At 65.3% G+C, this 21,134-nt stretch carries 21 protein-coding genes; 11 read left to right on the forward strand and 10 right to left on the reverse strand.

The genetic code is table 11. From position 1 onward, the window contains the following. Positions 1-69 precede the first annotated feature (69 nt). The gene (gene ydiJ / locus ACZ9C1_RS11515; protein WP_258600132.1) at positions 70-3,087 is read right to left on the reverse strand and encodes a D-2-hydroxyglutarate dehydrogenase YdiJ; all 3,018 of its coding nucleotides are present in this window, start codon (positions 3,085-3,087) and stop codon (positions 70-72) included. Positions 3,088-3,238: 151 nt separating this feature from the next. On the opposite strand from ydiJ, the gene ACZ9C1_RS11520 reads away from it, so the two are divergent. Further along, positions 3,239-4,120 carry a LysR substrate-binding domain-containing protein gene (locus tag ACZ9C1_RS11520; protein WP_139673426.1) on the forward strand — a complete coding sequence of 294 codons (882 nt, stop codon included), beginning with the start codon at positions 3,239-3,241 and terminating at the stop codon, positions 4,118-4,120. 72 nt (positions 4,121-4,192) lie between these two features. Here ACZ9C1_RS11520 and ACZ9C1_RS11525 read toward each other — a convergent pair whose 3' ends face one another. From ACZ9C1_RS11525 to ACZ9C1_RS11550, 6 genes are all read right to left on the reverse strand, one after another. Then, on the reverse strand, positions 4,193-5,611 hold the full coding sequence (locus ACZ9C1_RS11525; protein WP_023632492.1) for an amino acid permease: 1,419 nt from the start codon (positions 5,609-5,611) through the stop codon (positions 4,193-4,195). 723 nt (positions 5,612-6,334) lie between these two features. Then, the gene (gene rluB, locus ACZ9C1_RS11530) at positions 6,335-7,399 is read right to left on the reverse strand and encodes a 23S rRNA pseudouridine(2605) synthase RluB (protein ID WP_038706581.1); all 1,065 of its coding nucleotides are present in this window, start codon (positions 7,397-7,399) and stop codon (positions 6,335-6,337) included. Between the two features lie 175 nt (positions 7,400-7,574). Further along, on the reverse strand, positions 7,575-8,336 hold the full coding sequence (scpB, locus tag ACZ9C1_RS11535; RefSeq protein ID WP_277505321.1) for an SMC-Scp complex subunit ScpB: 762 nt from the start codon (positions 8,334-8,336) through the stop codon (positions 7,575-7,577). 14 nt (positions 8,337-8,350) lie between these two features. Next, positions 8,351-9,049, reverse strand: coding sequence for a segregation and condensation protein A (locus tag ACZ9C1_RS11540; protein WP_167659462.1), 699 nt, complete (start codon positions 9,047-9,049; stop codon positions 8,351-8,353). 125 nt (positions 9,050-9,174) lie between these two features. Next, entirely contained in the window at positions 9,175-9,804 is a 630-nt protein-coding gene (locus ACZ9C1_RS11545; RefSeq protein ID WP_102684322.1) for an L-threonylcarbamoyladenylate synthase, read from the reverse strand. Positions 9,805-9,817: 13 nt separating this feature from the next. Beyond that, positions 9,818-10,678 (reverse strand): PHP domain-containing protein, encoded by an 861-nt coding sequence (locus ACZ9C1_RS11550; protein ID WP_110701017.1) that lies wholly within the window; start codon positions 10,676-10,678, stop codon positions 9,818-9,820. A 67-nt stretch (positions 10,679-10,745) separates the two neighbouring features. Between ACZ9C1_RS11550 and ACZ9C1_RS11555 the strand changes: the two genes are divergently transcribed. The 6 genes from ACZ9C1_RS11555 (at position 10,746) to ACZ9C1_RS11580 (ending at position 14,806) form a co-directional block, all read left to right on the forward strand. Beyond that, a complete protein-coding gene (locus ACZ9C1_RS11555) occupies positions 10,746-11,342 on the forward strand; it encodes a septation protein A (RefSeq protein ID WP_023631974.1) in 597 nt (198 codons plus the stop codon). A 1-nt stretch (position 11,343) separates the two neighbouring features. Continuing rightward, positions 11,344-11,643, forward strand: a complete 300-nt coding sequence (locus ACZ9C1_RS11560; RefSeq protein ID WP_038706584.1) for a YciI family protein — start codon at positions 11,344-11,346, stop codon at positions 11,641-11,643. 139 nt (positions 11,644-11,782) lie between these two features. Continuing rightward, a complete protein-coding gene (locus ACZ9C1_RS11565; RefSeq protein ID WP_102684315.1) occupies positions 11,783-12,175 on the forward strand; it encodes an SH3 domain-containing protein in 393 nt (130 codons plus the stop codon). Between the two features lie 7 nt (positions 12,176-12,182). Then, positions 12,183-12,860 carry a response regulator transcription factor gene (locus tag ACZ9C1_RS11570; RefSeq protein ID WP_038706585.1) on the forward strand — a complete coding sequence of 226 codons (678 nt, stop codon included), beginning with the start codon at positions 12,183-12,185 and terminating at the stop codon, positions 12,858-12,860. 128 nt (positions 12,861-12,988) lie between these two features. Next, positions 12,989-13,405: a Spy/CpxP family protein refolding chaperone gene (locus tag ACZ9C1_RS11575; RefSeq protein WP_023632412.1), complete on the forward strand. Its 417-nt coding sequence runs from the start codon at positions 12,989-12,991 to the stop codon at positions 13,403-13,405. A 12-nt stretch (positions 13,406-13,417) separates the two neighbouring features. Continuing rightward, positions 13,418-14,806 carry a sensor histidine kinase gene (locus tag ACZ9C1_RS11580; protein ID WP_277505325.1) on the forward strand — a complete coding sequence of 463 codons (1,389 nt, stop codon included), beginning with the start codon at positions 13,418-13,420 and terminating at the stop codon, positions 14,804-14,806. Between the two features lie 33 nt (positions 14,807-14,839). On the opposite strand, the gene ACZ9C1_RS11585 is transcribed toward ACZ9C1_RS11580, so the two are convergent. Continuing rightward, on the reverse strand, positions 14,840-15,397 hold the full coding sequence (locus tag ACZ9C1_RS11585; RefSeq protein ID WP_038706586.1) for an NAD(P)H nitroreductase: 558 nt from the start codon (positions 15,395-15,397) through the stop codon (positions 14,840-14,842). A 189-nt stretch (positions 15,398-15,586) separates the two neighbouring features. Here ACZ9C1_RS11585 and ACZ9C1_RS11590 point away from each other — a divergent pair, with 189 nt between their 5' ends. Next, a complete protein-coding gene (locus ACZ9C1_RS11590; RefSeq protein ID WP_102684313.1) occupies positions 15,587-17,041 on the forward strand; it encodes a TrkH family potassium uptake protein in 1,455 nt (484 codons plus the stop codon). Here ACZ9C1_RS11590 and ACZ9C1_RS11595 read toward each other — a convergent pair. Next, the gene (locus ACZ9C1_RS11595) at positions 16,998-18,044 is read right to left on the reverse strand and encodes an AraC family transcriptional regulator (protein WP_102684312.1); all 1,047 of its coding nucleotides are present in this window, start codon (positions 18,042-18,044) and stop codon (positions 16,998-17,000) included. The two genes, ACZ9C1_RS11590 and ACZ9C1_RS11595, sit on opposite strands and share 44 nt — an antisense overlap. A gap of 154 nt (positions 18,045-18,198) precedes the next feature. Between ACZ9C1_RS11595 and ACZ9C1_RS11600 the strand changes: the two genes are divergently transcribed. Next, positions 18,199-18,510 carry an Mpo1-like protein gene (locus ACZ9C1_RS11600; RefSeq protein ID WP_023631733.1) on the forward strand — a complete coding sequence of 104 codons (312 nt, stop codon included), beginning with the start codon at positions 18,199-18,201 and terminating at the stop codon, positions 18,508-18,510. Positions 18,511-18,611: 101 nt separating this feature from the next. Beyond that, the gene (locus ACZ9C1_RS11605; protein ID WP_476253986.1) at positions 18,612-19,196 is read left to right on the forward strand and encodes an HD domain-containing protein; all 585 of its coding nucleotides are present in this window, start codon (positions 18,612-18,614) and stop codon (positions 19,194-19,196) included. A 66-nt stretch (positions 19,197-19,262) separates the two neighbouring features. On the opposite strand, the gene ACZ9C1_RS11610 is transcribed toward ACZ9C1_RS11605, so the two are convergent. Continuing rightward, positions 19,263-20,078: a UDP-2,3-diacylglucosamine diphosphatase gene (locus ACZ9C1_RS11610; RefSeq protein ID WP_102684310.1), complete on the reverse strand. Its 816-nt coding sequence runs from the start codon at positions 20,076-20,078 to the stop codon at positions 19,263-19,265. Positions 20,079-20,202: 124 nt separating this feature from the next. On the opposite strand from ACZ9C1_RS11610, the gene ACZ9C1_RS11615 reads away from it, so the two are divergent. Next, positions 20,203-20,976, forward strand: coding sequence for a helix-turn-helix transcriptional regulator (locus ACZ9C1_RS11615; RefSeq protein WP_102684309.1), 774 nt, complete (start codon positions 20,203-20,205; stop codon positions 20,974-20,976). The last annotated feature ends 158 nt before the right edge of the window (positions 20,977-21,134 follow it).

The raw sequence follows: 21,134 nt of genomic DNA on the forward strand, positions 1-21,134 counted from the left end.
GGGCTTATGCGATCAGAGTGGGAGCCGGCTTGCCGGCGATTGGGCCGCATAGCGGCCCCGACAATATCACTAGCGCTGGGCGAACTGCAGCACCACTTCCAGCGGGTGGCGCAGCTGCTTCTCGGTCATCCGCTTGACCTGGCTACGGCACGAATAGCCGGTCGCCAGTGCCTCCCCCGCCTTGTCCAGCTTGGTCGCCCAGGACTGCTCGAAAATGGTCTTCGAGGTGGCCTGGTTGCGCGCCTCATGCCCGTAGGTGCCGGACATGCCACAGCAGCCAGTGGCCTCGGTCACCAGCTTCAGACCCAGACGGGCAAACACCTGCTCCCACTGCCTGGTGCTGGCCGGCACGTTGGTCTTCTCGGTGCAGTGAGCCAGCAGGCGGAAGCTGTCGGCCTTGGCCGGCGCCCGCTCGGGTAGCACATTCACCAACCATTCCTGAGGCAGCAGCACCGTAGGGCACTGCACTCCGTCGACCTTCTGGTACTCCTGGCGATAGACCAGGGTCATCGCCGGGTCCAGCCCCACCAGCGGCACCCCGCAGTCGGCCAGGGCCTTGAGCTGGGTGGCGTTGCGGATCGCCGCCTTGGCGAAGGTACCGAGGAAGCCCTGCACATGCAGCGGCTTGCCGTTGGCGCTGTAGGGCGCGAGGAACACCTTGTGCCCCAGGCGATGGGCCAGCTCGATGAACGAGGCCAGCAGCGGCGTCTCGAAGTAGCGGGTGAAGGCGTCCTGCACCAGCACGATGCTGCGCTCGCGCTGGGCCGGGGTCAGCTCCCGCAGGGCCGGCACGCTGGCCATCTGGACACGGCAGCGCGTGAGGGTGGACTGCAAGTTGAAGCGGCTGATCAGCGGGCTGTCGACCATGCCGACTTTGTCCGCGAGCAAGCGGCTCACCCACTTCGAGCCCATCACTGCGTTGTACAAGCCCGGCGCATGGGCCAGGTAGGGAATGGTGAACTCCAGTGAACCGATCAGGTAGTCGCGCAGCGGACGCTGGTAGCGGCCGTGGTACAGCTCGAGGAAGCGCGAACGGAAGTCCGGCACATTGACCTTGATCGGGCACTGCCCCGCGCAGGACTTGCACGCCAGGCAGCCAGCCATGGCGTCGTACACCTCGTGGGAGAAGTCTTCCTGGCCCTGGCGGCGCGTACGGCTGTTGCGCAGCCGCGCCGGCAGCCCCTTGAGCCAGGAGGCCTTGCGCTGGGCGGCGGCGAGCACATCGATGTTCGCCTCGCCCTGCAGGCGCAGCCACTCACGGATCAGCGAGGCACGGCCCTTGGGCGAGTGCTGGCGTTCTCGGGTGGCCTTCCACGACGGGCACATCGCGTCGTTGGGGTCGTAGTTGTAGCAGGCGCCGTTGCCGTTGCAGTGCACGGCGCTGCCGAAGCTCTGCCACACGCGCTCATCGATGCTGCGGTCGAGGTCGCCGCGCAGGGTCACGCCATCCACCGGGGTCAGGCCTTCGGCGCTGTCCGGGGGGGTGCAGATCTTGCCGGGGTTGAGCTGGTTATGCGGGTCGAACGCGCCCTTGAGGCGCTGCAGCGCCGGGTACAGCTCGCCGAAGTACTCCGGCACATACTCAGAGCGCAGGCCCTTGCCGTGCTCGCCCCACAGCAGGCCGCCATAGCGCTTGGTCAGCGCCGCCACGGCATCGGATATCGGCTTGACCAACGCGGCCTGGGCCGGGTCTTTCATGTCCAGCGCCGGGCGCACGTGCAGCACACCGGCATCGACATGGCCGAACATGCCGTAGGCCAGGCCATAGCCATCGAGCAATGCACGGAAGTCGGCAATGTAATCGGCCAGTTGCTCCGGCGGAACCGCGGTGTCCTCGACGAACGGCTGCGGGCGCACTTCGCCCTCGACGTTGCCCAGCAGCCCCACCGAGCGCTTGCGCATCACATAGACGCGGGTCACCGCTTCGGCGCCTTCAGCCAGGGTGTGGCCCAGGCGCTCGACACCCTTGTCGGCCTGCAGGTGCGCGACGAAGGCCTGGACCCGGGCATTGACCTCGTCCGGTTCGTCACCGCAGAACTCCACCAGGTTGATGCCTAGGGTGGGGCGCTCGGGGTCGGCCGGGAAGTATTCGGCGACGCTGTGCCAGACGATGTCCTTCATCGCCAGCATCAGCACCTTGGAGTCGACGGTCTCGATCGACAGTGGCTTGTGCGCCATCAGCGCATTAGCGTCGCGCAGGGCGTCCATGAAACTGGTGTAGCGCACGTTGACCAGCACCGCGTACTTGGGGATCGGCAACACATTGAGCTTGGCCTCGACCACATAGCCCAGCGAGCCCTCGGCCCCGCACAGCACGCTGTTGAGGTTGAAGCGGCCCTGATCGTCGCGCAGGTGCGCCAGGTCGTAGCCGGTCAGGCAGCGATTGAGCTTGGGGAAGGTGCTCTCGATCAGCTCGCCCTGGGTTTCCTGGATCTCGCGGGCCATGCGGTACACCGCACCGACCCGGCCGGGCGCGGCGCAGGCCTGTTCCAGCGTCGCGTCGTCGATCGGCAGGCTGTGCAGGCGCTCACCGCCGAGCAGCACGCTGTGCAATTCGAGCACGTGGTCGCGGGTCTTGCCGTAGGTGCAGCTGCCCTGGCCACTGGCGTCGGTGTTGATCATGCCGCCGACGGTGGCGCGGTTGGAGGTGGACAGTTCTGGCGCGAAGAACAGCCCGTGGGGCTTGAGCGCGGCATTGAGCTGGTCCTTGACCACGCCCGCCTGCACCCGCACCCAGCGCTGCTCGACGTTGATTTCGAGAATGGTGTTCATATGCCGCGACAGGTCGACGACGATGCCGTCGGTCAGCGACTGGCCGTTGGTGCCGGTACCACCGCCACGCGGGGTCAGCTTGATGTCACGAAATCGCGGCTCGGCCATCAGCGTGGCGACCCGCGCCACGTCGTCGGCGTCCAGCGGGAACACCGCCGCCTGGGGCAGGCGCTGGTAGATCGAGTTGTCGGTGGCCAGCACGGTGCGGGTGCCGTAGTCGGCGCTGATCTGGCCACGGAAGCCGCTGCTTCTCAGGGCTTCTAGGAATTCGGGGTATTGGGCGGCGGGCGCGCGGGGCGGCAGCTGGGCGATCATCGAAGGATGCCTCTTTGATATCGGCTAATTCACGGAAATCTTGTCGCTCCGGCATGAATGGATCATGGGAGGATTTCGAATACGTCAATGTTCCTGTAGTTTCACGCCAGGGGCAAACGGATATTCCTGCCGCTATCGATGAGCTTTATGAATGAATTACCGCCACCTCACCCCTTCGATGTCGCTCTTGCTGGCCTTCGAGGCCGCCGCGCGGCATGAAAGCTATACCCGCGCCGCCGCCGAACTGTCGCTGACCCAGAGCGCGGTGAGCCGCCAGGTGCAGGCACTGGAGCAACAACTGGGGCTGACACTGTTCCGTCGCGAGGGCCGCCAGGTGAATTTGACTGACGTCGGCCGCCTCTACCAGCGCGAACTCAGCGAGGCCCTCGGCCGCATCCGCAGCGCCACCCTGCAGGCACTGGCCTATCAGTCCGGCGTCGGCACCCTGCGCCTGGCGACGCTGCCGACCTTCGGCTCGAAATGGCTGCTGCCGCGCCTGCATGCCTTCTACAGCGCCCACCCCGGCATGCTGGTGCACATTCATTCACGTATCGAAGCCATCAACTTCGACACCAGCGAGATCGACGCGGCCATCGGCGTTGCCAGCCATGACTTGCCCGGGCTGATCTGCCATCGCCTGCATGCCGAGGAACTGGTGGTGATCCTGCCGCCGCAAGCCATGGCGGACGACCAATGGAACCCGCAAAGGATCAGCGAGGAAGTACTGCTCAACGTCGCCAACAACCCCCATGCCTGGGGCGAGTGGTTTTCCCACCATGCCCTGCCCCACCGCGCCATGCGCCTGGGGCCAAGCTTCGAGCTGACCTCGCACCTGATCCAGGCCGTGCGCGCCGGGATCGGCATCGGCCTGGTGCCGCGCATACTGGTGGCGGACGAACTGGCCAGTGGCGAGCTGTTCAGCCCGGGTGAGCCCTTCGCCAGCCAGCGCAGCTACTACCTGATCTATCCGCCCAGGAACGAGGCACTGCCATCGCTGCGAGCGTTTCGTGGCTGGTTGCTCGAACAGATCTGAGGCCGGCACAGGCAACAAAAAACCCGATGCCGGTTACTCGGCATCGGGTTTTTTGTTGGTGCGCCTCAGCGCTTACTTGGCGATGCTGCCAGCAGCGCCATTGGCCTGGGAGCCACGCTTGCTCTTCAGCTGGTAGGCCACATACATCACCACCAGCCACACCGGCATCGCGTACACCGACACCTGGATACCCGGAATCTGCAGCATGATGCCCAGGATCAGCACCACGAACGCCAGCACCAGGTAGTTGCCGTACGGGTACCACAGCGCTTTGAACAGCGGCTTCTGACCGGTGCGGTCGAGATGCTGGCGGAACTTCAGGTGCGAGTAGCTGATCATCGCCCAGTTGATCACCAAGGTCGCCACCACCAGCGACATCAGCAGCTCCAGGGCATTCTGCGGCATCAGGTAGTTGAGCAGCACCGCAATCAGGGTCACGGCTGCCGAGACCAGGATCGAACGTACCGGCACGCCACGGCGGTCAACCTTGGCCAGCGCCGCTGGCGCATCACCTTGCTCAGCCATGCCTAGCAGCATGCGGGCGTTGCAGTAGGTGCCGCTGTTGTACACCGACAGCGCCGCGGTCAGGACCACGAAGTTCAGCAGGTGGGCCGCCACGTCGCTGCCCAGCAACGAGAACACCTGGACGAACGGGCTGCTGCCATAGCTGCCGCCGGAGGCGTCAATGCTCGCCACCAGGTTGTCCCATGGGGTCAGCGACAGCAGCACCACCAGGGCGCCGACATAGAAGATCAGGATGCGATAGATGACCTGGTTGATCGCCTTGGGGATCACGGTCTTCGGCTTGTCGGCCTCGGCGGCGGTGAAGCCGAGCATCTCCAGGCCACCAAAGGAGAACATGATGAACGCCAGCGCCATCACCAGCCCGCTGACACCGTGCGGGAAGAAACCACCATGGGCCCACAGGTTGGTCACCGAGGCTTCAGGACCGCCGCTGCCGCTGGTCAGCAGGTAGGCACCCAGGCCGATCATGCTGACGATGGCCACCACCTTGATGATGGCGAACCAGAACTCGGCTTCGCCGAAGAACTTCACGTTCATCAGGTTGATCGCATTGATCAGCAGGAAGAACGCCGCCGCGGTTACCCAGGTCGGAATCTCCGGCCACCAGTAGTGGACGTACTTGCCCACCGCCGACAGTTCCGACATGCCCACCAGGATATACAGCACCCAGCAGTTCCAGCCCGACAGGAAGCCGGCGAAACCGCCCCAGTACTTGTGCGCGAAATGGCTGAAGGAGCCGGCCACCGGCTCTTCGACGATCATCTCGCCGAGCTGGCGCATGATCATGAAGGCGATGAAGCCGCAGATCGCATAGCCGAGGATCATCGACGGACCGGCGGACTTCATCACGCCGGCCGAGCCCAGGAACAACCCGGTGCCGATGGCGCCGCCCAGGGCGATCAATTGGATATGGCGGTTCTTCAAGCCACGCTTGAGTTCGCCGGACTGTGAGTTATGTCCACTCATGAACGAAGTCACCTGCTTGTTTTTATCTGTGACGGAATCGGACCCACCGCACTCGTGGCGCAGCGGAATGGGCAAGGTGGTTACCTTGGATACTTGTGACGGGAGGTCGCTCGTGGCCTTGCTGGCCAGGGGCGGATCAACCGGGTGTCAGCAAGCGTGCGCGGTACGCAAGGGAGTCACAGGTAAAACGCGGCGCATTGTATACCCCTGCAAACGCGCAGGCGTCAACGCGTTGCATCGTTTCCTGTGGAAAAAACGCAGCGGTCCTGGGGTGAAGGCCTGAAAAGGCGGAGTGATCGGCGTGCATGGCGCCTCCATTTTGTTGTTTTAAGTGCCTGGCGATCCTGCCTGGCTCTGCACACGGCAATGGCGCTATCTCAGCGCTTGGGCGGGGGTTTGGGAAGGGGGTGGAGGGGGCTGGGGAGGCTCTGGCGCGCAGGCTTTGGAAAGATTTTGTGACGAAGAACGGAAAAGCACAGGTAAGCCGGGGAAAACGCCCAGAATCGTATAGTTTTCTTTACAAGGCGGCTTGAAAATTTGCCACCGGGCGGGAAATCTTCTGTCCATTCAGGTACTTGGGGCCGCTTTGCGCCCCATCGCGGGGCAAGCCCGCTCCCACGATGCGCACACTATTCGTGGGAGCGGGCTTGGCCCGCGATGGGCCATTTACCGCAGGCACAAAAAAGCCAGCCCGAAGGCTGGCTCTCTCGCTACCGGACCGAATCAGCCACGCGGCTTGCCGCGACCTCGGCCTGCCGGCTTGTCACCTTCAGGGCGGGACGGACGCTTGCGCATCTCGCTCGGACGCTCGGCCACCGTGCTGCCGCGGTTGCCCTTGCGCGGCGCTGCGTCTTCACGCGGCGCACGTGCCGGACGCTCGGCTTGGCCTTCGGCGGCAGGACGCAGGGTACGCACGCGCTCGCCACGCCCCAGCGGACGGGTCGACTTGCGCTGCAGGCGCTCGAGCTTGTCCTTGGCCTTGAGCTTCATTTCCGGCAGTGCCACCGGCTGCAGGCCGACTTCCGCGGCGAGTATGTCGATCTCGCCCTGGCTCATTTCGCGCCAGCGGCCCATCGGCAGGTCGGAGTTCAGGAACACCGGACCGAAACGCACGCGCTTCAGGCGGCTGACGACCACGCCCTGGGACTCCCACAGGCGACGCACCTCACGGTTGCGGCCTTCCATCACCACGCAGTGATACCAGTGGTTGAAGCCTTCGCCACCTGGCGCCTTCTGGATATCGGTGAACTTGGCCGGGCCATCTTCGAGCACCACACCGGCCTTGAGCCGGTCGACCATGTCGTCGTCGACTTCGCCGCGCACACGCACTGCGTACTCGCGGTCCATTTCATAGGACGGGTGCATCAGGCGGTTGGCCAGCTCACCGTCGGTGGTGAACAGCAGCAGGCCGGTGGTGTTGATGTCCAGGCGACCGATGTTGATCCAGCGGCCCTCTTTCGGCCGCGGCAGGCGGTCGAACACGGTCGGGCGGCCTTCCGGGTCGTCACGGGTGCAGATCTCGCCGTCGGGCTTGTTGTACATGATCACGCGGCGGGTCGCCTCGGCGGCCTCGACGCGCTTGATCAGCTTGCCGTCGACGGTGATGGCGTCGTGCAGGTCGACGCGCAGGCCCAGGGTGGCCTCGACGCCATTGACCTTGATACGACCCTGGCCGATCCAGGCCTCGACGTCACGGCGCGAGCCGACGCCGATGCGCGCCAGCACTTTCTGCAGTTTTTCGCCAGACGGCGGGGTGGGTTGTTGGTCTTGCAGGTCTTTGTCACTCATCTGGGCACCTCCCGGTGTAGTAGTGAAAGCGGGCGCGCATCATACGCGGTTCAGCAAGGGAACGCACTGGAGGGTAGAAGGTTTTTGCCGATCGCCCAGCAGATTCTGCCCAAAGGCACATATTGACGGTGCCGGCCTCATCGCCGGGCAAGCCGGCGTCCACAGAGTCGGGCTGTCAGGCCTTTGGTTCGTCCTCGGGCTCGATGGAAGCCTCATCGCGCAAATCATCGAAATCGATCTTGAGCCCTTCTTCCATCGCATCCAGCTCCACCAGCAGCGAGCGGAAGCTGGTTTCCTCCTTCGGCTCGATTTCCTCGCCCTCCTCGCCCAGGCTGGCATCGGCCAGGGCTTGCAGGTGAGCGGGCACCGGCGCCTCGTCCGGATCGACCGCGGGCTCCACCTCCAGCTCGCGCAACTCGGCCAACGCCGGCAGCTCATCGAGGCTCTTGAGGTTGAAATGATCGAGGAATGCCTTGGTGGTGGCGAACATCGCCGGTCGCCCGGGTACCTCGCGATAGCCGACGATGCGAATCCACTCGCGCTCCATGAGTGTCTTGATGATGTTGCTGTTGACCGCCACGCCCCGCACGTCCTCGATCTCGCCACGGGTGATGGGCTGGCGGTAGGCGATCAGCGCCATGGTTTCCAGCAGTGCGCGGGAATAGCGCTGCGGCCGCTCCTCCCAGAGGCGGCCGACCCAGGGTGCGTAGTCCTCGCGGATCTGCAGGCGATAGCCGGTCGCTACTTCCTTGAGTTCGAAGGCACGGCCGCTGCAGGACTTGCCCAGCACCTCCAGGGCCTTCTTGAAAACGGCGGGGGTCGGGCGCTCGGCCTCCTCGAACAGCTCGTACAGGCGTTCGAGGGATTGCGGCTTGCCCGAGGCGAGCAGGAAGGCCTCGATCAGCGACGCCAGTTCACGGGGTTCGTTCAGGTTCATCGGTAGTTGTCAGGTCATTCTGCCCGGGCACGGACATGGATCGGGGCGAAGGGCTCATTCTGCACCAGTTCGATCAAGGATTCCTTCACCAGCTCGAGAATCGCCATGAAGGTCACCACCACGCCGAGCTTGCCCTCCTCGCGGGTGAACAGCTCGACGAAGGGCACGAAGGCACCGCCCTTGAGGCGCTCGAGCACTTCGCTCATGCGTTCGCGGGTCGACAGCACCTCGCGGGTGATCTGGTGGCTCTCGAACAGGTCGTTGCGGCGCATGACCTCGGCCATGGACAACAGGATCTCTTCCAGCGCCACCTCCGGCAACAACTTGCGCACCTTGGCCTGCGGAGCCTCCAGGCGCGGCACGACGATTTCGCGCCCGACTCTGGGCAACTCGTCGATACCTTCGGCGGCGGCCTTGAACCGCTCGTACTCCTGCAGCCGGCGAATCAGTTCGGCGCGCGGGTCGCCCTCCTCCTCCTCGACCTCGCCGGAACGCGGCAGCAGCATGCGCGACTTGATCTCGGCAAGCATGGCGGCCATCACCAGGTACTCGGCCGCCAGCTCCAGGCGCACGCTCTTCATCAGCTCGACATAGCTCATGTACTGGCGGGTGATCTCCGCCACGGGGATGTCGAGAATGTCCACGTTCTGCTTGCGGATCAGGTACAGCAACAGATCCAGCGGGCCTTCGAAGGCTTCGAGGAAGACTTCCAGGGCGTCCGGCGGGATGTACAGGTCGACCGGCATCTCGGTCAGGGCTTCGCCATAGACCAGGGCAAGTTGCAGCTGGAACGGCGTCTGCGCCTCCGTGGCCGGCGCCTCAGGTGCCTGCACCTGGCTCACGCGTTGACCAGGAACGGCGTCGGATCCCCGCACCCTTCGCGAATCAGCTCCGGCTCGTCGCCGGACAAGTCGATGATGGTAGAGGCCTTGAGGTCGCCGAAACCGCCGTCTATCACCAAGTCGACGTGATGCTCCAGTCGCTCGCGGATCTCGTAGGGATCGACCATCGGCTCGTCGTCGCCGGGCAGGATCAGGCTGACGCTCATCAAAGGCTCGCCAAGCTCTGCGAGCAAGGCCAAGGTTATTTCATGCCTGGGCACGCGCAGGCCGATGGTCCGGCGTTTCTCGTGCAGCAGCAGGCGCGGTACCTCGCGGGTGCCGTTGAGGATGAAGGTATAGGGCCCGGGCACGTGGGCCTTGAGCAGGCGAAACGTACCCGTATCGACCTTGGCGTAAAGCCCCAACTGCGACATGTCGCAGCACATCAGGGTGAAGTTGTGGGTCTTGTCCAGACCACGCAACTTGCGCACCCGCTCGATCGCGGCCTTGTTGCCAATCTGGCATCCCAGCGCATAGGCCGAGTCGGTCGGGTAGACCACCACCCCACCCTTGCGGATGATCTCGACGGCCTGCTTGATCAGGCGCGGCTGCGGGTTCTCCGGATGAATCTGGAAAAATTGGCTCACGTAGTCGTCCTGTTCATACCGCCATAGGTTGTTCATGTCGGAATCGGCGCCACAGGGGTGGCAGGTCCTCAGGCAATGGCCGGTAGGCACCGATCTCGCCCCAGGTGCCAGGGCCGTGGAAGTCGCTGCCGGCGCTTGCCAGCAGGCCGAACTCACGGGTGAGGATCGACATCGTCCCCACCTGCTCGGGCGGCATCATCCCGTTGACCACTTCCAGTGCCTGCCCTCCAGCCTGAATATAGTCGGCAATCAGCCGTCTGCGCTTGCTGCGGGTCAGTTCGTAGTGCATGGGATGGGCCAGGCTCACCCACGCATTCGACTCACGCAGCGTCGCAACAGTTTCCGCAAGCGTCGGCCAGTGCAACTTGACGTCACCCAGCTTGCCGGCGCCCAGCCACTTGCGGAACGCCTCGCCGCGGTCCTTGACGAAGCCGGCGCGGACCATGAACTCAGCGAAATGCGGACGCGCCGGGGCGTTGCCGCTGTCGCCCAGTTCCTGCTGCACCGCCCGCGCGCCGTCCAGCGCGCCGGGCATGCCCTTGGCCGCCAGCTTGCGGTCGATTTCCTCGGCGCGCAGCCAACGACCACGGTGCAGGTTGGCAATGGCATCGAGCAAAGGCGGCGCGTCGAGGGGGAAGTCGTAGCCCAGCACATGAATGGTGGCGCCGCCCCAGGTGCACGACAGCTCCACGCCGCTGACCCACTGCATGCCGTTGTCCAGGCAGGCCTGGCGCGCCTCCGGCAGGCCTTCAAGGGTGTCATGGTCGGTGAGCGAGAGCGTGCGCACCCCGTGCTCATGGGCCCGGGCGACCAGTGCCGTGGGCGACAGGGCGCCGTCGGAGGCCGTGCTGTGACAGTGCAGATCAACATTCATGGAGGAGCGCTTTCGCAGGAATCGATGTTTGTTATTATGCCGTCACATCCCGCTTCTGGCTGCCACTGTGAAACAATTCATCGATTTCATCCCGCTGCTGCTGTTCTTCATCGTCTACAAGCTTGACCCGCGCCCGGTCGAATTCGCCGGCCACGGCTTCGAGTTCGGCGGGATCTACAGCGCCACCGCCATGCTGATCGTCAGCTCCGTGGTGGTCTACGGCGCGCTGTTCCTGCGCCACGGCAAGCTGGAGAAGGGGCAGTTGCTGACCCTGGTCGCCTGCCTGGTGTTCGGTGGCCTGACCCTGGCCTTCCACAGCGAGACCTTCCTAAAGTGGAAGGCGCCCGTGGTCAACTGGCTGTTCGCCCTGGCGTTCGCCGGCAGCCACTTCATCGGTGACCGGGTGCTGATCAAACGCATCATGGGCCATGCCCTGACACTTCCAGAAACAGTGTGGAACCGCCTGAACGTGGCGTGGATCGCCTTCTTCCTCGTATGCGGCGCCGCCAACCTGTTCGTCGCCTTCACCTTCCAGGACATCTGGGTCGACTTCAAGGTATTCGGCAGCCTGGGCATGACCGTGCTGTTCCTGGTGGCCCAGGGTGTCTACCTGTCGCGCCACCTGCACGATGCCGATCCCTCCACCTCCAAACCCAAGGACTGACATGCTCTACGCCATTATCGCCAGCGACGTCGAAAACTCCCTGGAGAACCGCCTGGCCGCCCGCCCCGCGCATATCGAGCGCCTGCAGCAGCTCAAGGCCGAAGGCCGTGTGGTACTCGCCGGCCCGCACCCGGCCATCGACAGCAACGACCCGGGCGCCGCCGGCTTCAGCGGCAGCCTGATCGTCGCCGAGTTCGACTCGCTGGCCGCCGCCCAGGCCTGGGCCGACGCCGATCCGTACATCGCCGCGGGCGTGTACGCCAAGGTCGTGGTCAAGCCGTTCAAGCAAGTCCTGCCGTAACAGGCTTTAACCGGGACGGGCTTCGCAGGGGCAAGCCCGCGCCCACGAAGCCGCTCCCAGCTACACCCCGCGCGGCACTATTCATAAAATCCGACGACTGGCCGACAACCTCCTGAATCGATACGAATCAGGAGTTCCAATGCGTCAAGGTCCGATGTCCCTGCTGCTTTGCCTGTTGCTGCTGTCCCCTTTCGCCGCGGCCGAACAGCCGCTGTCGCTGGAAGCCGGGGCGCGGATCACCGACTTGCAGCAGCGCCTGGAAGAGAGCGAGAAACAGCGCACGGCGCTGACCCAGCAACTGCAGAACCAGGACAGCGAGCGTGAAAGCGCCCAGCTCGCCCGCCTGCGCCAGGACAACCAGCGCCTGAAGCTGACGATCAAGGAACTGCAGGCAGGCGCCAGCGCCCCGCAAAGCCCGCTGACCGACCAGCAGCAATGGTTCCTGATCGGCTCGGCCGTTGCACTGTTGTCCGCAGTCTGCGGTATCTTAGCCAGCGGCGGACACAGAAGACGCCGGCAATGGTTGAATTGAGTGAGAAATGAGCGAGCTGTTACTGATTGATGATGACCAGGAACTGTGCGAGCTGCTCGGCAGCTGGCTGACCCAGGAAGGGTTTGCGGTGCGCGCCTGCCACGATGGCCAGAGTGCGCGCCAGGCCTTGGCCACCCACGCCCCGGCGGCGGTGGTGCTGGATGTCATGCTGCCCGATGGCAGCGGCCTGGAACTGCTCAAACAGCTGCGCAGCGAACACACCGACCTGCCGGTGCTGATGCTTTCGGCCCGCGGCGAGCCGCTGGACCGCATCCTTGGCCTGGAGTTGGGCGCCGACGACTACCTGGCCAAGCCCTGCGACCCCCGCGAGCTCACCGCCCGCCTGCGCGCAGTGTTGCGCCGCAGCCACCCCAGCGCGCCCAGCAGCCAGGTGGAGATCGGCGACCTGATCTTCAGCCCGGTACGCGGCGTGGTCAGCATCGACCAGCGCGAGATGACCCTCACGCTGTCGGAAAGCCGCATCCTCGAAGCCTTGCTGCGCCAACCCGGCGAGCCGCTGGACAAGCAGGAACTGGCGCAGATCGGCCTGGGCCGCAAGCTCACGCTTTATGACCGCAGCCTGGACATGCATGTCAGCAACCTGCGCAAGAAGATCGGGCCGCACCCGGATGGCCGCCCGCGCATCGTCGCCCTGCGCAGCCGCGGCTATTACTACAGTCTGTAGGAAAACCGGGGCCGCTTCGCGGCCCTGCCATCTTTACCCAGCCTTTACCCTCGCCTGACCGCCCTTGACCTTGATCTCCCTAGACTGGGCTCATCCGGTAACCACCGGCCCCTGAAAGGAGAGACACCATGCGCAAGACCCTTATCGCCCTGATGTTCGCCGCCGCCCTGCCGACCGTGGCCATGGCCATGCCCGAAGGCGGCCCGCGCCACGATGGCCCGCATCATCGCGGTGACGCGCCTTTCGCCCAGCTGGACCTGAGCCGCGACCAGCGCCAGCAGATCGGCAAGCTGATGGGCGAGCAGATGAAGCAGCGCCGCGACATCAACGAACGCTACATCGCCAAGCTGCCGGCGGCCGAGCAGAAAGCCCTGAAGGACGAGCTCAAGGCCAGCCACGACAAGACCGAAGGCCAGATCCGCGCCTTGCTCAAGCCCGACCAGCAGAAGAAATTCGACGACCTGCAGAAGGAGCGCGCCGCGCGCAAGGCCGAGTGGCAGGAGTTCCAGGCCTGGAAGGCTGAAAAAACCGGCAAGGCCCAGTAAGCTGTCAGCCCGATGCCCGGCCCGCTTCCCAGCGGGCCGGGCTTTCGCCATTTCCTGGAGGTGCTTGTCTTGCGTTCACTGTTCTGGCGCATCCTGGCCAGCTTCTGGCTGGCCATCGCCCTGGTCGCCGGGCTGTCGATCCTGCTCGGGCACATGCTCAACCAGGACACCTGGATCCTCAGTCGCCACCCAGGCCTGAACAACCTGGCCAGCCACTGGGCCCAGCACTACGAACAGGAAGGCCTGGAGTCGTCGCAACGCTTCCTGGAACGGCGCAAGCAGCGCTACAAGATCGACGTGCAGGTGCTCGACGACAGCGGCGATGCCGTGGTCCCCGGCACCTTCCCGCGCCGCGCCGCCGCCTTCGAGGCACGCCAGCACAACGACGAACGTCGTCTGCCGTGGCGCCGCCTGACCGAGGAATACACCAGCCCCGGCAGCGGTGAGACCTACCTGCTGATCTACCGTATCCCCCACCCGGAGCTGGCCGCCTGGCACCGCGAAAGCCTGATCTGGCCGCTCAGCGCCTTGGGCATAGCCTTGGTGGTGCTGACCCTGTTCAGCCTGCTGGTAACCCTGTCGATTACCCGCCCGCTCAGCCGCCTGCGCGGCGCCGTGCACGACCTGGGGCAGACCAGCTACCAGCAGAACAGCCTGGCGCGGCTGGCCGTGCGCCGCGACGAGTTCGGCGTGCTGGCCAACGACTTCAACAAGATGGGCGCCCGCCTGCAGAGCCTGATCGGCAGCCAGCGCCAGCTGCTGCGCGATGTGTCCCACGAACTGCGTTCACCACTGGCGCGGCTGCGCATCGCCCTGGCGCTGGCCGAGCGCGCCGAACCCGAACAGCGGCAGGCCTTGTGGCCACGCCTGACCCGCGAATGCGACCGCCTGGAAGACCTGATCAGCGAAATCCTCGTGCTGGCCCGGGTCGATGCCGAGCAGGCGCATGCAGAGCCGGTGGACCTCAATGCCTTGCTGGGCGGCGTGCGCAAGGACGCCCAGCTGTCAGCGCCAGATCAGGAGGTACGCCTGGAGATGCAGCCGGGCCTGACCCTGCATGGCTGGCCGACACTGATCGAACGGGCGGTGGACAACCTGCTGCGCAATGCGCTGCGCTTCAATCCGGCCGGACAGCCAATCGAGCTGCGCGCCAGCCGCGAACAGGACCGCATCGTGTTAAGCGTGCGCGACCACGGCCCGGGGGTGGCGACGGAACATCTGGAGCAGTTGGGGGAGCCATTCTTCCGGGCACCGGGGCAAGAGGCGCCGGGACATGGGCTGGGGCTGGCGATTGCACGCAAGGCGGCGGAGCGCCATGGTGGCAGCCTGAAGCTTGCGAACCATCCGCAGGGTGGGTTCGTGGCTACGCTGGAGCTGCCGCGTGAGGTCAGCGCTGGCTGACAGATCCTGGGGCCGCAAAGCGGCCCCACTCAATCACTCGCCCCAGGCGCTGACGTACTCGGCAGTTTCCAGGATCGGCGCGGTGCGTGGCTCGGCCATTGGCGTGCCGACATACAGGTAACCGATCAGCTCTTCGTTCTCGGCAAGCCCCAGCCCCTTGTGCACATGGGCGTCGAAGGCCATGTCGCCGGTGCGCCATACCGCGCCGATACCCTGGGCATGGGCGGCGATCAGGATGCCATGGGCGGCGCAGCCGGCGGCCAGGCGCTGCTCGATCTTAGGCACCTTGAAGTGGTCCTGCAGCCGGGCGATCACCACGATCAGCAACGGCGCGCGCAGCGGCATCGCCCGGGCCTTGTCCAGCGCCGCCTGGGTGGCTTCACCCTTGGCTTGCACGGCTTCGGCGAACAGCTCGCCGAGCTTTTCCCGGCCCTGGCCTTCGATGGTCAGGAAACGCCAGGGTCGCAGTTGGCCATGATCTGGCGCACGCAATGCGGCCTGGAACAGCGCCTCGCGCTGGGCGGCATTGGGCGCCGGGTCAGTCAGGCGTGGCACGGAAACACGGTTGAGCAATGCGTCGAGAGCCTCCATGGGCTACCCTCCTGGCAGATTGAAAGTGCGGCCATTCTGCACCATCGAGGGGGATCGTGGGAGCGGGCTTGCCCCGCGATCCGGCCATCGCGGGGCAAGCCCGCTCCGTGGAGGCCACCAATCGGCGTTTACAAGACCCGGCCCACAGGTAGAATGGCGCCCTTTCCGTAGCGAGTCAGAGCAGATCACATGGCGTTGCCGACCTTAAGGATCATTGGTTTCATCATCGGCATCTTCCTGATCACCCTGGCGGTGAGCATGGTGGTGCCCATGGCGACCCTCGTGGTCTTCGAGCGCACCGGCGACATGCCGTCGTTTCTCTGGTCGAGCCTGATCACCTTCCTCGCGGGCCTGGGCCTGGTCATCCCCGGCCGCCCCGAGCACGTGCACCTGCGCCCCCGCGACATGTACCTGCTGACCGTCAGCAGCTGGCTGGTGGTCTGCGTGTTCGCCGCCCTGCCCTTCCTGCTGACCCAGCACATCAGCTACACCGACGCCTTCTTCGAAAGCATGTCCGGCATCACCGCTACCGGCGCCACCGTGCTCAGCGGCCTGGACAGCATGTCGCCGGGCATCCTGATGTGGCGCTCGATGCTGCACTGGCTGGGCGGTATCGGCTTCATCGGCATGGCCGTGGCGATCCTGCCGTTGCTGCGCATCGGCGGCATGCGCCTGTTCCAGACCGAGTCCTCCGACCGTTCGGAGAAGGTCATGCCGCGCTCGCACATGGTCGCCAAGTCGATCGTGGCGGTGTACGTCGGCATCACCGTGCTCGGCAGCCTGGCCTTCTGGTGGGCGGGGATGGGCCTGTTCGATGCGATCAACCACGCCATGTCGGCGATCTCCACCGGCGGGTTCTCGACCTCCGACCAGTCCCTGGCCAAATGGGATATCCCTGCGGTGCACTGGGTCGCGGTGGTGGTCATGATCATGGGCAGCGTGCCCTTCACCCTGTACGTGGCCACCCTGCGCGGCCACCGCCGGGCGCTGATCAAGGACCAGCAGGTACAGGGCCTGCTGGCCATGCTGGTGACCACCTGGCTGGTGCTTGGCACCTGGTACTGGGCGACCACCGAGCTGCACTGGCTCGATGCCCTGCGCCATGTGGCGCTGAACGTTACTTCGGTGGTCACCACCACCGGCTTTGCCCTGGGCGACTACAGCCTGTGGGGCAACTTCTCGCTGATGCTGTTCTTCTACCTGGGCTTCGTCGGCGGCTGCTCCGGCTCGACGGCCGGCGGTATCAAGATCTTCCGCTTCCAGGTCGCCTACATCCTGCTCAAGGCCAACCTCAACCAGCTGATCCATCCGCGCGCGGTGATCAAGCAGAAATACAACGGCCACCGCCTCGACGAAGAGATCGTGCGCTCGATCCTGACCTTCTCGTTCTTCTTCGCCATCACCATCTGCATCATCGCCCTGCTGCTGTCGCTGCTGGGCGTGGACTGGATGACCGCGCTGACCGGCGCCGCCGGCACCGTGTCGGGTGTCGGCCCGGGGCTGGGCGAAGTGATCGGCCCGGCCGGCAACTACGCGACGCTGCCAGATGCCGCGAAATGGATCCTTGCCGGCGGCATGCTGCTCGGTCGCCTGGAGATCATCACGGTGCTGGTGTTGTGCATGCCGGCGTTCTGGCGTCACTGACCGACAGGCGTGTGCGGTACTCGCTCGGCGTGCTGTCGAACCAGCGGCGGAACGCCCGGTAGAAGTTGCTCGGGTCAGCGAAACCCAGCAGGTAGGCGGTTTCCAGTAACGTGGTGCCTGGCTGCGCCAGGTACTGCTCGGCCAGTTCGCGGCGGGTGTCGTCGAGCAGGGTCTGGAAGCTGGTGCCCTCGTCCTGCAGGCGCCGCTGCAAGGTGCGTTGCGAAAGGTGCAGGGCCTGGGCCACGGTTTCGCGCTTGGGCTCGCCCTGGGGCAGGATGCGGCACAGTACCTGGCGCACGCGGTGGGTCACCCGGCTTTCCGAGAAACGCGCCAGGTACTCACCGGCGAAACGGTCGTGCAGCACCGCCATCGCCTCGTTGGCGGTCGGCAACGGCGCCTCCATGTCGGCGCGGGCGAACACCAGCGCATCATGGGGCGCGCCAAATTGCAGCGGTGCGTGGAAAGCCACCTTGTACGGCTCGACATTTTTCGGCAGTGCGCCCTGGATCAGTACCCGCCGCGGCTGGATCGGCCGCCCGCTGAGCCAGGTGCACAACGCCAGGGCGCAGGCCAGCGAGGCTTCGGCGCTGTGCCGGGTCGGCGGCAGGTGGTCGCCGTGCACGGTCAGCACCAGGGCATAGCCGTCGGGCTCGTGGCGAAAGCTCAGGTCCGAACTCTCCGCGATGATGCGCTGATAACGCACCAGGCGCTCGAAGCCCTCGGCCAGTGTGCGGCTGGACATCAGCGCATAGCCCACCACATGGAACGAGGCCGGCCGCACCACCCTGGCCATGTTCAGGCCGATGGCCTCGTTGCCCGACAGCTCGACCGCCAGCTGCCACAGGCGGGTCATCGAATCCTGGGTGAATCGCGCGTCGGGGTCGTCCAGTGCGGCGAAGTCGAGCCCGAGCTGCTTGAACATGGCCGGACAATCGAGCCCTTCCAGCTCGAGTGCCTTGACGATCCCTGATGCCCAGCTGGCTGACGTGGTTCTCTCACTCATGACAGGCTCTTGTGCTGACCGCTCCTGCGGTGAACCGAAAGGATACTCAATTGGCGCCTATTGTCACTGGCCACGGCCCCCAGTGACTCTAGACTCGATTCAGGCTCCACGCCGTGTATCCTGTCAGCAAGACCCGCAGATCCGGAAGCCCGCCATGACCCGCACAGCGCAGTTCCGCAGTTTTGCCGAGTTCTACCCCTATTACCTGGGCGAGCACAGCAACCCCACCTGCCGCCGCCTGCATTTCGTCGGCACCAGCCTGGTAATCGCCCTGCTCGCCTACAGCATCGGCAGCGGCAAATGGCTGTTGCTGCTGGCCGTGCCACTGGCCGGCTACGGCTTCGCCTGGGCCGGGCATTTCTTCTTCGAGAAGAACCGCCCCGCCACCTTCAGCCACCCCTGGTACAGCCTGGTCGGCGACTTCGCCATGTTCCGCGACATCCTGCTGGGCCGCCTGAGCCTCTGAATCGGCCCGCAAGGCCAGGTTCGCGTCCCGGCGGGCCACTGCCAAAGCCCGGATCCTGGCCAACACTGCGGTATGTTCCCCGACACGAGCGGCACGCGGTGATGAGCAAGCAAGCCAATTTCAGCCACATGCGCGATGGTACCGCCCAGGACTGGGCGATCATCGCCGACGACTTTCGCGCCTACGCCCATCAGTTGCCCCAACGCATTCTCGCCCACCTGCGCCTGCTCGACGGCGACTTCGGCGGCTTCCCCATCGACCGCCTGAGCCATTCCCTTCAGGCCGCCAGCCGCGCCCACCGCGACGGCCGCGATGAAGAGTACGTCGTCTGTGCACTGCTGCACGACATCGGCGACACCCTGGGCAGCTACAACCACCCGGATATCGCCGCGGCGATCCTCAAGCCGTTCGTCAGCGACGAGAGCCTGTGGATGATCGAGAAACACGGGATCTTTCAGGGCTACTACTTCTTCCACCACCTGGGCATGGACCGTCACCTGCGCGAGCAATACCGCGATCACCCGCATTACCAGCGAACCCTCGAGTTCTGCGCACGCTATGACGCGGCAGCGTTCGATCCGGACTATGAAAGCTTGCCGCTGGCGTTCTTCGAGCCGATGCTGGAGCGCTTGTTCGCCCAGCCCAGGCAGTCGATCTACAAGGCCGCCCTGCCAGCCACCGCCTGATCCGCCACTACCGATTACTTGCAGGTGCGGGCTTGCTCCGCGATCACAGGCGAGGCCGACGAGAAGCTAGGCCGGCTCGCCCAGTTCCGCCAAGCGCAACGCCGCCTCCCGCGCCTGCGCCTCGGTAAACCGGTACAGCTCAATCCGCCCGTCCCAGTGTTCGATCAGCGCCGTGCACGACTCCACCCAGTCGCCGCAGTTGAGGTAATCCACCTCGCCCACCTGGCGGATTTCGGCATGGTGGATATGCCCGCATACCACGCCGTGGAAGCCACGCCGGGTGCACTCGTGGGCGATGGCGTCCTCGAAGTCGCTGATGAAATTCACCGCGCCCTTGACCTTGTGCTTGAGGTACGCCGACAGCGACCAGTAGCCATAGCCGTAACGGGCGCGCCAGTGGTTGAGCCAGCGGTTGAGCACCAGGGTGAACTCGTACGCCCGGTCACCGAGGAACGCCAGCCAGCGGTGGTAGCGGGTGATCACGTCAAACTGATCGCCATGGATCACCAGCAGGCGCCGGCCGTCAACGGTGAGGTGTTCGGCCTCGTCCACCAGCTGGATGTTGCCCAGGATCAGTTTCGAGTAACGCCGCAGGAATTCGTCATGGTTGCCGGTAACGTAGATCACCTCGGTGCCGCGCTTGCTCAGGGTCAGCAGGCGGCGGATAACATTGGTGTGGGCCTGGGGCCAGTAGATGCCGCTGCGCAGTTTCCAGCCATCGATGATATCGCCGACCAGGTAGATGCGCTCGGCCTGGTAGCCCTTGAGGAAGTGCGCGAGGTGTTCGGCCTGGCAGTCGCGGGTGCCCAGGTGTACATCGGAAATCCACAGGGTGCGGACACGCTGCTTGCGTGACGGGCGGAGGGGTTCGGCGTGGGTCATGGCTAGGCTCCGGCGCTGTTTGCTGGAGACTGGCAGGCGCAGGTGACAGATTGGTGGCAGGTACATGACCATCCTGCCCTCGCCTGCAGGTGTACAATCTTCGCCTGCCCCGTGAGGACTCACCATGACCGCCGGCCCCTTGCTCTCGTTGCGCCATTACCGCCACGACCTGATCGCCCACAGCCACGACCATCCACAGTTGGTGTTCGGCCTCGGCGGGCGCCTGGATTTCGAGGTGGATGGACGCGGCGGCCGGGTCGCTCGCCAGGATCTGATGGTGGTTCCCGCCGGTGCCCACCACACTTGCGGGAGCCGCGAGGGCAGCGACTGCCTGGTACTGGACGTACCGGGCGGACACTGGCTCGGCGATCATCTCGGCGAGCACGCCGACGACAGCCGCCGCCTGCTCGACCGCCCCGGCCCCCTGAGCCTGGACAGCCGACAACAGCAGCTGGTGGACTGGCTGGCAACCAGCCCCGTGGACGACCCGCTGATTGCCCGCCAGGGCGCGGTGTTGCTGTTGGCCAGCCTCAATCCACCAGCCTGCGCCCCGGTGCTGGCCAGCAGGCGCCTGCCCTATGCCGCTTTCGACCGCCATATCGAGCAGCACGCCGCCTACCCGCTGCAGGTTGCCGACCTGGCGCGGCTGGCCGGGCTGTCCAGTGCGCGGCTGCATGCGCGGTTTGCCAGCGAGTGCGGCATGACGCCGATGGACTACATCCGCCAACGGCGGCTGACGATGGCGCGCCGGCTGTTGCGTGAGACGGTGTTGCCGGTGGGCGAGATCGCCGCGCGCGTGGGGTATGGCTCGCAGAGCGCATTCAGCGCGGCGGTGCTGCGGGCGTTCGGCTGCACGCCGCTGGCGTTGCGGCGCGAGTCTGGCGACAAGGAACGCTAGCTGGGCGACAGAAAGCGCCTGCAGTTTTTTTTACACTGCTGCCACTATTTCTGGCGCTTGTACCGGCCCTTCGCCGGCAAGCCGGCTCCCACAGGATCGAGCGCACCTCTGTGGGAGCCGGCTTGCCGGCGAAGGGCCGGTAAAGGAAACCTCACACT

The organism is Pseudomonas sp. TE21435 (genome assembly GCF_056279265.1).